This window comes from Allobosea sp. GW821-FHT10B12 (assembly GCF_059415545.1).
Map to the genome: position 1 here is coordinate 661,840 of NZ_JBWKNL010000001.1, position 14,063 is coordinate 675,902.

A 14,063-nucleotide genomic window follows, 5' to 3' on the forward strand; every position below is an offset into this window, starting at 1 on the left:
CTTTATCCCGCCGCCTTCTCGATTGCGTCCATGTCGTCGTCGTCGAAGCCGAAATGGTGGCCGATCTCGTGGACGAGCACATGGGTGACGATGGCGCCGAGCGTTTCGTCATGCTCGGCCCAGTAGTCGAGGATCGGCCGGCGGTAGAGGTGGATGGTGTTGGGCATCTGCCCGGTCTGCGGGGCGTAGCCCTGCTGCGGCAGGCCGATCCCGGAGAACAGGCCGAGCAGGTCGAAGGGGCTCTCGGCCTCGAGCTCCTTCAGCACGTCGTCCTCGGGGAATTCGGTGACATTGATGACGAGGTCGGCGCAGAGCTTGCGGAAATCCTCGGGCAGGCGGTCATAGGCCGCCTGCGCCAGGATCTCGAACTCGGCGCCCGAGGGCGCGCGCACGCCGTCCCAGTCGAGACCCTGCGAGGCCGGCGCCGAAGCGCCTGTCTTGATCGAGGGAACTGAGCCCATCACCAGATCTTCAATTGATGCCCGAGCCACCAGGACAGACCGATGAAGGCGATCAGCGAGAGGAAGCGGCCGATGCGCCGGCCCCAGAGCTCGATGTTGTCGCCTTCCGGCGCGTCCTTGCCGGAGAAGTGGTCGGCCGCGCGCCCCATGGATGAGCCGAGGAAGCTCTCATCGTCGCGCCTGACGCGATCGAGCGCTTCCTTGGCTTCCTTGGCGCGAGCGGCTTCGCGGGGATCGGTGCTCATGACATCCTCCCGCGAAACGATCCGCTTCAGCCCAGCGTGCGCACGTCGACGAAGTGGCCGATCAGAGCCGCCGCGGCCGCCATCGCCGGCGAGACGAGGTGGGTGCGGCCGCGATAGCCCTGGCGACCCTCGAAATTGCGGTTCGAGGTCGAGGCGGCGCGCTGGCCCGGCTTGAGCTGGTCCGGGTTCATGCCGAGGCACATCGAGCAGCCCGGCTCGCGCCATTCGAAGCCGGCGGCGAGGAAGATCTTGTCGAGCCCCTCGGCTTCCGCCTGCTGCTTCACCAGGCCAGAGCCCGGGACGATCATGGCGTAGTCCAGGCTCTCATGGATCTTCTTGCCCTCGACGATCTTGGCGACCGTGCGCAGATCCTCGATGCGGCCATTGGTGCAGGAGCCGATCCAGATCACGTCAAGCGGGATATCGGTCATCTTGGTGCCGGCGGTCAGGCCCATATAGTCGAGCGCCCGCTGCTTCGAGCTGCGCTTGGTCTCGTCCTCGATCAGCGCCGGATCGGGCACTGCGCCGGTCACCGAGATCACGTCCTCGGGGCTGGTGCCCCAGGAGACGATCGGCGGCAGGTTGGCGGCGTCGAGCCGGACGATCCGGTCGAAATGCGCGCCCTCATCGGTGCGCAGCGTTTCCCAGTAGCGCAGCGCCTCGTCCCAGGCGGAACCCTGCGGCGCCTTCGGGCGGCCCTTGAGATAGGCATAGGCCTTCTCGTCCGGCGCGACCATGCCAGCGCGGGCGCCGCCCTCGATCGACATGTTGCAGACGGTCATGCGGCCTTCCATTGAGAGGCCACGAATGGCTTCGCCGGCATACTCGATCACCGAGCCGGTGCCGCCGGCGGTGCCGATCTCGCCGATGATGGCGAGCGTGATGTCCTTGGCGCCGACGCCCGGAGCGGGCTTGCCGTCGACCTGGACCAGCATGTTCTTGGCCTTCTTCTGGATCAGCGTCTGGGTGGCGAGCACGTGCTCGACCTCCGAGGTGCCGATACCGTGGGCCAGCGCGCCGAAGGCGCCATGGGTCGAGGTGTGGCTGTCGCCGCAGACGATGGTGGTGCCTGGCAAGGTGAAGCCCTGCTCGGGGCCGACGATGTGGACGATGCCTTGGCGGATATCGAGCTCGTTGAAGTACTCGACGCCGAATTCCTTGGCGTTCTTGGCCAGCGCCTCGACCTGGATCCGGCTCTCTTCCTCGGCGATGCCCTTGGAACGGTCGGTCGTCGGGATGTTGTGGTCGACGACTGCGAGCGTCTTGCCGGGGGCATGGACCTTGCGGCCGGTCATGCGCAGGCCCTCGAAGGCCTGTGGGCTGGTGACCTCGTGCACCAGGTGGCGGTCGATATAGAGCAGGCAGGTGCCGTCGTCCTGGCGGTCGACGACATGGTCCTCGAAGATCTTGTCGTAGAGGGTGGTGGGGGCCTTGGTCGCAGTCATGGCTTCAATCGCCTTCGGTATGGAAATCGGGTAGCGGCCCGCTTTGGGGCCAGCACGCATCGCAACGGCCTGTCGCCGGCCGGACGGCCGGTCTCAGGCGAGCGTAAGGCCTGCTGCGAGCGAGGCCGTGAAGCGGCCGAAGAAGCGCCAGGGCAGGCGGGCATGGTCATGCAGCGCGGCGAAGCCCTGGGTGGTCGGAAAACGGCGCAGGTTCAGCGTGCGGCGCATCACGCGCCGGACTTCGCCCCTGTTCTGCCGCTTCGGTGTCATGACCCGCTTCTACCAGTTCCAAACTGCACGGGCAACGCGGTGCAGCTGTCGCTGCGGCAACCGCGTAGCGCGTTCCGCGCAGGGCTGATATCTAGCGGCTCCGGGTGCGCTGCGAAAGAGTGGCTGTGCCGGCAAACGGATTGGTGATGCGATGGCGCGCTTCTTCCCCTTCATGCTGCTGGCGGTCATCGCCTATGGCGTCACCGTCGCGGCGATGGGCGTGCCGCTTTCGCGCGAACTCCTGAGCATCGGCCTGCCGTCAGGCGGTGCCTTCGTGCTGACGGTCAGCGAGCTCCTGCTGGCGATCTCGACCGTCGTGCTCTTCTTCGAGATCATGAATGCGACCAGCGCCAAGTCGAGCTCGATCCTCAACCATGGCCTGTCCATGGTGGTGTTCATCGCCTGCGGGCTGATTTTCCTGTTCGTCCCCGGTTTCGGCACCGGCACCTTCGTGATCATCACGCTGATGGCGCTGGTCGACGTGATCGCCGGCTATTCGATCAGCATCCTGACGGCGCGACGCGACATGACCTTCGGGAACAACGAGTAACCTCTCCCGTCATGGTCGGGCTTGTCCCGACCATCCACGTCTTTTTGTGGCAAGTGCGGCGTTCAAGACGTGGATGCTCGCCACAAGGGCGAGCATGACGAACTGGAAACGCGCGCTCGCCCGGAATGATCAGGAGAATTAGAGCTCGCTCCGCAGCTGCCACAGCTCCGGGAAGAACGAGCGCTCCAGCGCCGTCTTCAGGAACTTCACCCCGCTTGAGCCGCCGGTGCCTTGCTTGAAGCCGATGATGCGCTCGACCGTCTTCATGTGGCGGAAGCGCCATTGCTGGAACTGGTCCTCGAGGTCGACCAGTTCCTCGGCGAGCTCGTAGAGATCGAAATGCTGGTGCGTGTCGCGGTAGATCGAAAGCCACACCGCCTTCACCGCCTCGTTCGCGACATGCGGCTGGCTCCAGTCGCGTTCGACGCACTCGGGTGGGACCGGTAGGCCGCGTCGCGCCAATAGGCGCAGCGCCTCGTCATAGAGGCTCGGCGCTTCCAGTAGCTCCTTCAGATGGGCGTGGTGCTCGGCGTGATGCTTGTGCATCGCCAGCATGCGCGGATCCTTGGCGCCGAGTCGGAATTCAAGCGCGCGATACTGGTAGGACTGGAAGCCCGAGGACTGGCCGAGCGCGTCGCGGAAGGCGAGATAATCGGCCGGGGTCATGGTCGAGAGCACGTCCCAGGCGGTGACGAGCTGCGCCTGGATGCGCGAGACCCGCGCCAGCGACTTGAAGGCGGGCTGCAATTCGTTCGCCCTGATCGCGGCGATGGCGCCGTCGAGCTCGTGGGTCGCGAGCTTCAGCCAGAGCTCCTGCACCTGGTGGATGGTGATGAACAGCAATTCGTCGGGCGCGTCGCTCAGCGGCTTCTGCGCTGCGAGCAGGAGATCGAGGCCGAGATAGGAGCCGTAATCCATCCGCTCCTTGAAATCGGTCTGCATGCCCGGCTCGATCCGGCTCTGGTGGTCGCCCGTCCCGCTGGTCATGATGCCGCCCTCGCTCGCCTCGCGCCTTGACTGGGGAGCGGCGCAAGATATTTTAAGCTTAAAGTATTTTGCCGGTTCGGCAAGGCTGCGGAGCATGATGATGGACCAGATGACGAAGGTTCCGGCAACGCTCGGTCGCCCGCCCTTCGACCTTGCCGCCGAGTTCTCGCGCTTCCGCCAGAACTGGCCGGCCAAGCTGCATTTCGCTGCCCACAGCCATCATTTCTGGCCGGACGTGACGCGCGAGGCCCATTTGCGCGCCTGGGACGATGCCGCCCGCCTCGTCGACGGCAAATGGCAGGAAGTACTGGGTCCGGTCTGGCAGAAGCTGGCGCAGGGCGTGGCGCGGCACCTGAATCTGCCCGGCATCGACGGGCTCGTTCCGGCCAACAACACCCATGAATTCGTCAACCGTTTGCTCTCCTGCCTGCCGCGCGAGCGCAAGCCGCGCATCCTGACCAGCGATGCCGAATTCCATTCCTTCCGGCGCCAGATCGAGCGGCTCGCCGAGGACGGGCTGATCGAGCTCACCGTCGTGCCGGCCGAGCCTTTCGAGGGCCTGACCGAGCGGCTGATTGCGGCGGCGCAAACCGGCCTCGGTCCCGACATGGTCTTCGTCAGCCAGGTCCACTTCAACTCTGGCTATGCGCTGACCGACCTGGAGGCGCTGGTCGACGGCGTCTCGGCGCCCGGCCGGCTCGTCGTCATCGACGGCTATCACGGCTTCCTGGCGCGGCCGACCGATCTCTCTGCCATTGCCAACAAGGCCTTCTACATCGCCGGCGGCTATAAATACGCCATGTCGGGCGAGGGCGCCTGCTTCATGCACTGCCCGCCCGGTTTCGCCATGCGGCCGCGTGACACTGGCTGGTATGCCTCCTTCGGCGCGCTTTCGGGCGCGCAGGGCGAGATCGGCTATGCGCAGAACGGTTGGCGTTTCATGGGCGCGACCTTCGACCCTTCTGGCCTCTACCGCATGGGTGCGATGTTCGACTGGCTCGAGGCCAAGGGCCTCGACGTCGCGGCGATCCATGCCCACGCCCATGCCTTGCAGGCGATCTTCGCCGACGGGCTGGCGCGGAAGCCGGTTGGTGTGCTCGCCCTGGAGAACCTGGTCGTGCCCTTGAGCGAGCTGGCACGCGGCAATTTCCTGACCTTCCGCCATGCCGATGCGGAGTTGTGGCACGAGAAGCTGAAGCAGTCCGGCATCACCGTCGACCTGCGTGGCGATCGCCTGCGTGTCGGCTTCGGGCTCTACCAGAACGCCGACGATGTGCAGACGCTGTTGAAGCGCTTGAGCGAACTCGTCTGAGCGAGCCTAGATCCGCACCTTGCTGACGGGGTCGAACAGCACCGCCTTGTCCAGGTTGAGGGCGAGCCTGCACATCTCCCCGGCCTTGACGGGAGCGTCGGCACGCAGGCGCGCGGTCAGTGTGATCTCGCCGCGGCGGGCGATGGCGTAGAGGTCCGAGCCGGTCGGCTCGACCACCTCGATCTGCATGTCGAGCGGCGCGAGCCTGCCGGCGGAGGGGTCTGTGATGGCGGTGTCGGTCACCGCTTCCGGCCGGATGCCGAGGATGACCTCCTGGCCGTCGCTCAAAGCGGCACCATGGGCGCTGGGCGGCAGGGCGATCTCGATGTCCGCGCCGTTCTTGCTGACCAGGCCCTTGCCGGCGACATGGCGCAAGGTGAGCAGGTTCATCGCCGGCGAGCCCATGAAGTCGGCGACGAAGAGATTGGCTGGCCGGTTGTAGATCTCGTCCGGCGTGCCGACCTGCTGCAGTTCGCCGTCGCGCATCACCGCGATCTTGGTGGCGAGCGTCATCGCCTCGATCTGGTCATGCGTGACATAGACGATGGTGTTGCCGGTGCGCTGATGCAGGCGCTTGATCTCGTGCCGCATCTCGACGCGCAGCTTGGCGTCGAGATTGGACAGCGGCTCGTCGAACAGGAACACCCGCGGCTTGCGCACCAGAGCGCGGCCCATCGCGACGCGCTGGCGCTGGCCGCCGGAGAGCTGGGCCGGGCGCCGGCCGAGCAGATGCTCGATCTGCAGCGTCTGAGCCACGGCGCGTACGGCCGCCTCTCGCTCCGGCTTGGGGACTTTGCGCATTTCCAGGGCGAAGGCGATGTTCTGCGCCACCGTCATGTTCGGGTAGAGCGCGTAGGATTGGAACACCATGGCGATGTCGCGCTTCGACGGGGCCAGGTGCGTCACCGTCTGGCCGTCGATCAGGATGTCGCCGCTGGTCACCGGCAGCAGCCCGGCAATGGTGTTGAGCAAGGTCGACTTGCCGCAGCCGGACGGGCCGACCAGCACGAGGAAGCCGCCCTTTTCCAAGGTGAGGTTGATGCCCTTGAGCACCGGCGTCGCGCCGATGCGCTCGTGAACGTCGCGGATGTCGAGGAACGCTGCGCTCATGCTCACCCCTTGACCGCTCCGGCCATCAGCCCGCGCACGAAATAGCGGCCGGCGACGACATAGACGAGCAATGTCGGCAGGGCGGCGATCATCGCCGCCGCCATGTGGACATTGTATTCCTTCACGCCCGTGGAGGAGTTGACCAGATTGTTCAACGCCACCGTGATCGGCGCCTGGTCCCCCGAGGAGAACGAGACGCCGAACAGGAAGTCGTTCCAGATATTGGTGAACTGGTAGATCACCGTCACCACGATGATCGGCCCCGAGGAGGGCAGCAGGATCCGCCAGAAGATCTGGAAGAACCCGGCCCCGTCGATCTGCGCCGCCTTGACCAGCTCGTCCGGGAAGGCCTCGTAGAAATTGCGAAAGAACAGGGTGGTGAAGCCGAGCCCGTAGACGACATGGACCAGCACCAGCCCGGCGGTGGAATTGGCCAGACCCATGATGCCGAGCAGCCGCGCCATCGGGATCAGCACGATCTGGAACGGGATGAAGCAGGCGAACAGCATCAGGCCGAAGATCAACTGGTGGCCGGTGAAGCGCCACTTGGTCAGGACGTAGCCATTGAGTGCCCCCAGCATCGTCGAGATGATCACCGCCGGCACGACCATGCGGAAGGAGTTCCAGAAGAAGCCGCGAATGCCGTCGCCATTGACGCTGCCGACGCCGATACGCGCTTCGCTCCAAGCCTTCTGCCAGGGCTCGAAGGTCACCTCCTGCGGCAGCGACAGCATGGTGCCGCCGCGCAATTCGTCGAGCGATTTAAGCGAGGTGACCACCATGACGAACAGCGGCAGCAGGAACAGCACCGCAAAGATCGCCAGGAGCCCGTAGATCACGATCCGCGAGGTCAGGTTGGTGCCGGGGCGCACCGAGCCGATGCTGCCGCTCATCCGTGCCGCTCCCTGAGCTCGGAATAGAGATAGGGCACGATGATCGCGGTGATCGTCATCAGCATGACCACGGCACTGGCGGCGCCGACCGCCATCTGGCTGCGCTCATAGGTGAAGGAATACATGAAGGTCGACGGCAGCTCGGTGGCGTTGCCGGGGCCGCCGCCGGTGAGCGCCTTGACCAGGTCGTAGGACTTGATCGCCATGTGCGCGAGCACGATGAAGACGGAGAGGAACACCGGCCGCAGCATTGGGATGATGATGCGGCGGTAGATGGTGAAGGCAGAGGCGCCGTCGATCTCCGCCGCCTTGACGATCTCGCCGTCGATGCCGCGCAGGCCGGCGAGGAACATCGCCATGACGAAACCGGAGGCCTGCCAGACGCCGGCGACGACGATCGTGTAGATCGCGGTCTCCGTGCTGACCAGCCAATCGAACTGCGCGTTCTCCCAGCCGAGCCAGCGCACCGGCGCCCATGTCTGCCAGCCCAGCGCGTGCAGGGTGCGCCCCAGGCCGAGCGTGGGATTGAGGAACCATTGCCAGGCCGTGCCCGTGACGATGAAGGACAGCGCCATCGGGTAGAGGAAGATCGGCCGCAGCACGCCTTCGAAGCGGATGCGTTGGTCGAGCAGGATCGCCAGCGTCAGCCCGATCGCCGTGCACAGCACCAGGTAGAGCGAGCCGAAGATCGCGAGATTCTGCAGCGCGACATACCAGTTCGGCTGCGACCAGAGCCGCTGGTAGGCGTCGAAGCCGATCAGCTGGTAGATCGGCAGCATGCGCGAGGGCGTGCACGAGAGGTAGATCGTCCAGAGGATGAAGCCGTAGACGAAGACGAGCACCACGGCGAAGCTCGGCGCCAGCACCAGCTTCGGCAATGCAAGGCGCAGCTTCTCGGCCAGGTGGCCTGACGATCTCCCGGCCGCGTCGGTCAAGGGCGCTGCAGTCATGCGGATGGAGTCCGGCGGATGCCGGAGCGCAGGGCGCCGGCATCCGGGAGGGCAGGAGAGGCGACTACTTGGCGGCGGCGATCGCCGCCGGCAGACGGGTCAGCGCCTGGTCGGTGGTGAGCTGGCCGTTGAGGTGCTGCGTCACGACGTCGAAGAAGGCGTTCTTGATCGAGTCGGGCTGGGCATAGCCATGGGCGAGCGAGCCGACCATGGTGCCGGCGGCCATCGCCTCGGCGACATCCTTGATGCCCTTCTTGCCGCAGGCGTCGAACTCGGCGTCAGAGACGCCCAGGCGCGCCGGGGCCGAGCCCTTCACCTTGTTGAAGGCGATCTGGAAGCTCGTATCCAGCACGGCCGCCGCCATCTTGTGCTGCGCCGGGATGTCCTTTGTGCCGAGCTTGAACATCATGAACTGATCGGAATTGAACAGCACGTTGCCCTGTGTGCCCGGGAAGCGGATGCAGACGAAGTCCTGCTCCGGCACCTTCTTGGCGCCGATGAACTCGCCCTTGGCCCAGTCACCCATCTCCTGCGCGCCGGCCTCGCCCTTGATCACCATGGCGGTGGAGAGGTTCCAGTCACGGCCGGAGAAGCCCTTGTCGAAATAACCGCGCAGCCTGGTCATCGTGTCGAAGGTCTTGCGCATCGTGTCCGATTTCAGCGCTGCCGGATCGAGCTCGAGCACGGCCTTCTTGTAGAAATCCATACCGCCGAGCGAGAGCACCACCGCCTCCCACAAGGTGGTGTCCTGCCAGGGCGAGCCGCCATGGGCGAGAGCCGTGATGCCTTGCGCCTTGAAGGCGTCGAGCATGGCGAAGAACTCGTCGAGGGTCTTGGGCGGCTGCAGGCCGGCCTTGTCGAGCGCCGCCTTGTTGATCCAGAGCCAGTTGGTCGAATGGATGTTGACGGGCGCGGCGACCCAGTGGCCGCCATCCTTGGCGAATGCCTTGAGCGGTTCGGGAACCAGCTTTTCCCAGTCATTGGCCTTGGCGACATCGTCGAGATTGGCGGCGAAACCCTGCGAGCCCCAATCGCGCAGGTTGAAGCCGAGCAATTGCGCCGCGGTCGGCGGGGTGCCGGCGGTGACCCGGGCGCGCAGCGCGGTCATCGCCTGCACGCCGGAGCCGCCGGCGACCGGCATGTCCTTCCAGCCGACACCTTGCTTGCCGAGATTGTCCTTGAGCACGCTGAGCGCCGCAGCCTCGCCGCCGGCGGTCCACCAATGCAGGACCTCGACCTGCTCCTGTGCCTTGGCGGGGGCGAGGCCGAGCAGGCCAGCGGCCAGAACGAATGTGAGCTTCCGGATCGTCATCGTTGTCCACTCCCTGGAAGAATTTGCTGGTTCTCGCGTCGGCTCTTCGCCGATCGCTGCCATTTCGATGCAGGGGCGAGCTCACCCGCCCGTCGGTAGGGAAATCATATCGTCGCCGGTCCGCTTCACCCCGCTTGGTTTCGACGTTCCTGCTGGTCTCGCCATGGCGAGGCGATCAATCGCCAGCCTACATCGCAAGGGCGAATTTCACGGGCCGGTCAACCTAACATGGTGGGATCGAAGCCGATGCGTCAATCCGTGATCCGCATCGGGAATGGACGCACGCCGCTGGAGAGAATGGTGACGTTGCGGTAGCATCCCGCCCGGTCAGCGACCCCGCGCTGATTGAGCGGACGGAGCTGACGCATGAAGACGCTGCCGGGCCTTGTGATCGCCGCCGCTCTCGCCTCCTTCGCTCCCGCCTCCGCTCAGGCTCCCAGACCGGCCACTGCCTCTCCGGCCGTGCAGAAGGAGTTCGACGGCTTCATCGGAAAGTTTCGGGCGGCGCTGAAGGCGAACGATCCGGCGGCCGTCGCCGCCATGACACGGTTGCCCTATATGGCTGATGCCTCGATCAGCGATGCCGCGCAGTTCCGTGCCAAGGCCTGGCCGCGCGACTTCACTGCGAAGAACCGCACCTGCCTTCAGCGCGCCAAGCCCGTCTACGATCGCGACGGCGCCAGGAACGAGGTCTACGCCATCGCCTGCGGAGGCAGCATCTTCACCTTCACGAAGACGCCGAGCGGCTTCCAGCTCACCGACGTCGATATCGCTGATTGATCAGGTCATGCGGCTCGTCAGCGCTGAGCGGTGTCGACGCTGACCACCACCGACATGCCGGGCGAAAGCCGCGTGGCCAGCTCCTGACCGGGATCGATCGCGATGCGCACCGGCACGCGCTGGGCGATCTTGACGAAATTGCCGGTGGCGTTTTCCGGCCGGATCACGCTGAACTCCGAGCCGGCCGCCGGCGAGAAGCGCTCGATCTTGCCGGTCAGCCGCGCGTGACGCAGCGCATCGACCGTGAAACTGACCGATTGGCCGATCCGCATGCCTGGCAGCTGCGTCTCCTTGAAATTGGCGATCACCCAGACCTGGCTCGGCACTAGCGCCATCAATTGCGTGCCGGCCGAGACGTATTGCCCGAGCCGGGCCGAGACCTCGCCGAGGCGCCCATCCTGCGGGGCGGTGATGCGGGTGTTCTGCAAGTCGATCTCGGCGAGGTGGACGGTGGCTTCGGCTCCCTGGACCGCCGCTTCGAGCGAACCCTTGTTGACGATCGCGCTCTGCACATCCTGACGCGAGACGTCGACGGCGGCGTTGCTCGCCGTCAGCCCGGCCCGGGCCTGGTCGAGCGCCTGCAGGCTCTGATCGGCATTGGTCTGGTTGACGACGCCACGCTCGCGCAGCGGCTCGATACGGCCCCAATTGGCCTCCGCCGTGCGCAGGGCAGCCTCGGCGCTGGCGACATTGGCCTCGCTGGCACGCAAACGCGCCTCCGCGGCGTGGCGGGACTGCTCGGAATTGGCGAGCGCCGCGCGCTGGGCGGCGAGGCTGGCGCGGGCCTGCTCCAGCCGCTGCTGGAAGATGCGCTCGTCGATGCGGACGAGGAGCTGGCCGTGCTTCACCGCGGCGAAATCCTGCACGGCCACCTCGGCGACATAGCCGGCGAGCTGCGGTGCGATCACCGTGACCTGGCCGCGGACATAGGCGTTCTCGGTGGTCTCGATCGCGCTGGCGAAGGGCGGCAATCGCCATGCGTAGAGGATGACGGCGAGCCCGGCGAGGCCGACGGTGAGCGCGATATAGGTCGAGACGGAGCGGAAGATGCGGGTCATGGCTGGGGCGCGGGTTCAGACGTGGCGGCCGGAGCGGCGAAGCGCTCCCGCAGGTTGATGGCGGCGAGATGGGCGGTCAGGCCAGCGAGCGCGCTGCCGGCGATCACGGCGATCAGCAGGAAGGCATCGTTGTAGGCGAGCACGGTCGCTTCCCGGATCGCCTGCTGGGCGAGCAGGGTGATGCCCTCGGCTCGCGTCAGCCCGGCGTCGGTCAGCATATGGCCATAGGTGCCGGCGAGCTCCTGGATGCGCTGGGCGACGAGCGGATCGGCCAGCGAGAAATGCTCGGCGAGCTGGCTGTAGTGGAAGCTGATCCGGAGCGTGATGAAGCTGCCGAACAGCGCCGAGCCGAGCAGGCCGCCAATGCTCTGGGTGAACAGGAAGATCACGAAGAAGCTGAGGATATAGACCGGCCCGCGCGCCAGCGCCGGGGCAAGGCCTTGTCCCATGGCTGCGGGCAGGAACAGGGCCGAGCCATAGGCCACCAGCGCCTGGCTGAGATGGATGTCGTGCGGGCGGGTCAGGCTGGTGGCGCTGCTGTCGAGCAGCGCGCCGGTCATGATGCAGATCAGAGCCACGGCGTAGAAGGCGCTCTCCCGCCCGGGCCGCAGCAGCGCCGCGCAGGTGAAGCCGCCGGCGAGGATCGCCGCCAGGATCACGCCATAGAGCGGCAGGGTCTGCTCGTTCTGGAAGCCGAGGGCCTGGAAGAAATTGGAGGCGCCGACTGTCTGTTCCGCCAGCACGACGCGGAAGAGCAGCAATACCGTGGCGTAGTGCAGCGTCGCCGGGCTGGTCAGCCAGCGTATGTCGATGAGCGGGCTTTGCCGGTGCAGTTCGATGATCGCCGCCAGCGTCAGGCAGAGGATCGCGCCGGCGAAGAGCCAGCCGAGCCAGGGCGCTTCCAGCCACCAATAGATGCGGCCGAGCGAGAGCGCGACGGCGGTGGCGCCGAAACCGAGCGCGATCAGGAGATAGCTTAAGCCGTCGAGCGGGCCGATCACCTTGACCCGCGGCGGCGTGGTCAGCGGCAGGGCGTAGACTAGGCCGAAGGCGACCAGCGCCAGCCCCATCTCGAACAGGGTCAGACCATGGAAGCCGCCGATCTCGATCAGGCTCGGCGAGAGCAGCCGCGTTACGGGAATGCCGAGCGTGGTGTTGGTCAGGGCCAGCGACAGGCCGACCGTGAGCTTCTGGCGCGGCTGCAGCGGCTCGATCATGTAGAGGAAGGCGAGCGAGGACAGCGGCGCGGCCGCGATGCCACTCATGAAGCGCACGACCACGGCAGATTGCAGGTCGTGCACGAAGAAGTTCAGCAAGGCGGCGACGACGAAACCGGCGATGCTGATCTCGGCGAAGTTGCGCAGGCCGTACTGCATCCGGATCTTGATCAGGGCGATCGAGAGCGAGACGTTCGGCGCCATATAGGCGGCGATCAGCCAGTTGGTTTCGGCGACGGTGGCTCCGAGATCGCCCTGGATCTGGTAGACATTCGTCGCCACGAGATTGGCGCCGACCTGTTGCGTCATCGCCAGCACCGTCGAAGCCAGCATATAGCCCAGCGCACGGGCGCGGCTCATGCCGGCCGCGGCGGGTGCCGCTGGCTGCGGCACGGTCTGCGGAGCAGGCGAGGGTAGGCTCATCGCGGGGTGCCCCGGCTGGCGACGATGTTCTCCGACATCCGGGCGAGGACACGCAAGGCGATCTCCAGATCGTGCGGATCGATCCCGTCGAGCACATCGGCACGCAGTTCGGCCAGGAAGGCGAGGATATCCTCGGCCTGGGCGCGCGCGATCGGCGTCAGGAAGACCCGCCGGGCGCGGCGGTCGCCTTCGGCGGCGCGGCGCTCGATCATGCCGGTGCGTTCGAGCCCGTCGAGCAGGCGCACCAGCGTCGGCTGCTCGATGTCGAGCAACCCCGCAAGGTCGGACTGGATCGGCCCGTCGGCCTTGGCGAGCTGCATCAAGAGGCGAGCCCGTGAGAGCGTCAGCCCCATGTCGCGAGCGCGCTCGTCGACCAGCGCCCTGAGCTTGCGGTTGGCTGAAGCCAGCTCAGCGGTGAAGGCGGCCTGAAGCTCTGGGGAGTCCATAGCGTTCATATAGATAGCTTGCTAATGATATGCCTACATATCAATGCAATGAGTGCATTTCAATCGCTATTCGTCGACTTTGATATGCATGGTGGGAATGTTTCGTCCTGCGCCTTCGTCGAGCGCCGACAAACAAAAAACGCGGCCCGAAGGCCGCGTTCCTGAAATCCCGAAGCGGGCAGGGAGGCTTACTTGCCGTCCTTGCCGCCCTTGGCCTCGACGCGCTCGGCGATGCGGGCCGACTTGCCGCGGCGATCGCGCAGGTAATACAGCTTGGCGCGGCGAACCTTGCCCTTGCGGACGACCTTGATCGAGTCGAGGTTCGGCGAATACAGCGGGAAGACGCGCTCGACGCCCTCGCCATAGGAAATCTTGCGGACGGTGAAGCTCTCGTTGAGGCCGCCGCCATTGCGGGCGATCACGACGCCTTCATAGGCCTGGACGCGGCTGCGCTCGCCTTCCTTGACCTTGACGTTGACCTGCACGGTGTCGCCGGGCTGGAAATGCGGGATCTCCTTGCTCTCGGCGAGCTTGGCGATCTGCTCCTTGTCGAGCTGCTCGATGATGTTCATGGGTCTCTCCATGGCCGTGTTCGCGCGGGTAG

At 65.9% G+C, this 14,063-nt stretch carries 16 protein-coding genes; 3 read left to right on the top strand and 13 right to left on the bottom strand.

All coding sequences use genetic code 11. The features are described from left to right. Positions 1–2: 2 nt before the first annotated feature. From AC07O0_RS03205 to AC07O0_RS03220, 4 genes are all read right to left on the bottom strand, one after another. Positions 3–461 (bottom strand): metallopeptidase family protein, encoded by a 459-nt coding sequence (locus tag AC07O0_RS03205; RefSeq protein ID WP_494619958.1) that lies wholly within the window; start codon positions 459–461, stop codon positions 3–5. Further along, entirely contained in the window at positions 461–706 is a 246-nt protein-coding gene (locus AC07O0_RS03210) for a hypothetical protein (RefSeq protein ID WP_110487988.1), read from the bottom strand. The genes AC07O0_RS03205 and AC07O0_RS03210 overlap by 1 nt, the downstream gene beginning before the upstream one ends. 26 nt (positions 707–732) lie before the next feature. Continuing rightward, positions 733–2,151 carry a 3-isopropylmalate dehydratase large subunit gene (gene leuC, locus AC07O0_RS03215; RefSeq protein ID WP_494619961.1) on the bottom strand — a complete coding sequence of 473 codons (1,419 nt, stop codon included), beginning with the start codon at positions 2,149–2,151 and terminating at the stop codon, positions 733–735. Between the two features lie 93 nt (positions 2,152–2,244). Continuing rightward, complete coding sequence (locus AC07O0_RS03220; protein ID WP_494619962.1) at positions 2,245–2,421, bottom strand: hypothetical protein; 177 nt, start codon at positions 2,419–2,421, stop codon at positions 2,245–2,247. Positions 2,422–2,572: 151 nt separating this feature from the next. On the opposite strand from AC07O0_RS03220, the gene AC07O0_RS03225 reads away from it, so the two are divergent. Continuing rightward, positions 2,573–2,971 (top strand): hypothetical protein, encoded by a 399-nt coding sequence (locus tag AC07O0_RS03225; protein ID WP_494619963.1) that lies wholly within the window; start codon positions 2,573–2,575, stop codon positions 2,969–2,971. Positions 2,972–3,109: 138 nt separating this feature from the next. Here AC07O0_RS03225 and kynA read toward each other — a convergent pair whose 3' ends face one another. Further along, positions 3,110–3,958: a tryptophan 2,3-dioxygenase gene (gene kynA / locus AC07O0_RS03230; protein ID WP_494619964.1), complete on the bottom strand. Its 849-nt coding sequence runs from the start codon at positions 3,956–3,958 to the stop codon at positions 3,110–3,112. Between the two features lie 100 nt (positions 3,959–4,058). On the opposite strand from kynA, the gene AC07O0_RS03235 reads away from it, so the two are divergent. After that, positions 4,059–5,270: an aminotransferase class V-fold PLP-dependent enzyme gene (locus AC07O0_RS03235; protein WP_494619966.1), complete on the top strand. Its 1,212-nt coding sequence runs from the start codon at positions 4,059–4,061 to the stop codon at positions 5,268–5,270. A 6-nt stretch (positions 5,271–5,276) separates the two neighbouring features. Here AC07O0_RS03235 and AC07O0_RS03240 read toward each other — a convergent pair whose 3' ends face one another. The 4 genes from AC07O0_RS03240 to AC07O0_RS03255 all read right to left on the bottom strand — a co-directional run bounded on the left by AC07O0_RS03240 (position 5,277) and on the right by AC07O0_RS03255 (position 9,535). Further along, on the bottom strand, positions 5,277–6,380 hold the full coding sequence (locus AC07O0_RS03240) for an ABC transporter ATP-binding protein (RefSeq protein ID WP_494619968.1): 1,104 nt from the start codon (positions 6,378–6,380) through the stop codon (positions 5,277–5,279). 2 nt (positions 6,381–6,382) lie between these two features. Beyond that, complete coding sequence (locus tag AC07O0_RS03245; protein ID WP_494619970.1) at positions 6,383–7,273, bottom strand: carbohydrate ABC transporter permease; 891 nt, start codon at positions 7,271–7,273, stop codon at positions 6,383–6,385. After that, positions 7,270–8,223 (bottom strand): carbohydrate ABC transporter permease, encoded by a 954-nt coding sequence (locus tag AC07O0_RS03250; protein ID WP_494619972.1) that lies wholly within the window; start codon positions 8,221–8,223, stop codon positions 7,270–7,272. Before AC07O0_RS03250 ends, AC07O0_RS03245 begins: the two co-directional genes overlap by 4 nt. Before the next feature lie 64 nt (positions 8,224–8,287). Further along, a complete protein-coding gene (locus tag AC07O0_RS03255; protein WP_494619974.1) occupies positions 8,288–9,535 on the bottom strand; it encodes an ABC transporter substrate-binding protein in 1,248 nt (415 codons plus the stop codon). Between the two features lie 366 nt (positions 9,536–9,901). Here AC07O0_RS03255 and AC07O0_RS03260 point away from each other — a divergent pair, with 366 nt between their 5' ends. After that, complete coding sequence (locus AC07O0_RS03260; protein ID WP_494619976.1) at positions 9,902–10,315, top strand: hypothetical protein; 414 nt, start codon at positions 9,902–9,904, stop codon at positions 10,313–10,315. A 17-nt stretch (positions 10,316–10,332) separates the two neighbouring features. Here the strand turns inward: AC07O0_RS03260 and AC07O0_RS03265 are convergent, their stop codons facing one another. The 4 genes from AC07O0_RS03265 to rplS all read right to left on the bottom strand — a co-directional run bounded on the left by AC07O0_RS03265 (position 10,333) and on the right by rplS (position 14,031). Further along, positions 10,333–11,373: an HlyD family secretion protein gene (locus AC07O0_RS03265; RefSeq protein ID WP_494619978.1), complete on the bottom strand. Its 1,041-nt coding sequence runs from the start codon at positions 11,371–11,373 to the stop codon at positions 10,333–10,335. Continuing rightward, complete coding sequence (locus tag AC07O0_RS03270; RefSeq protein ID WP_494619979.1) at positions 11,370–13,013, bottom strand: efflux MFS transporter permease; 1,644 nt, start codon at positions 13,011–13,013, stop codon at positions 11,370–11,372. Before AC07O0_RS03270 ends, AC07O0_RS03265 begins: the two co-directional genes overlap by 4 nt. Then, positions 13,010–13,468 (bottom strand): MarR family winged helix-turn-helix transcriptional regulator, encoded by a 459-nt coding sequence (locus AC07O0_RS03275; RefSeq protein WP_494619981.1) that lies wholly within the window; start codon positions 13,466–13,468, stop codon positions 13,010–13,012. Before AC07O0_RS03275 ends, AC07O0_RS03270 begins: the two co-directional genes overlap by 4 nt. A gap of 179 nt (positions 13,469–13,647) precedes the next feature. Continuing rightward, the gene (gene rplS / locus AC07O0_RS03280; protein WP_494619983.1) at positions 13,648–14,031 is read right to left on the bottom strand and encodes a 50S ribosomal protein L19; all 384 of its coding nucleotides are present in this window, start codon (positions 14,029–14,031) and stop codon (positions 13,648–13,650) included. Positions 14,032–14,063 lie beyond the last annotated feature (32 nt).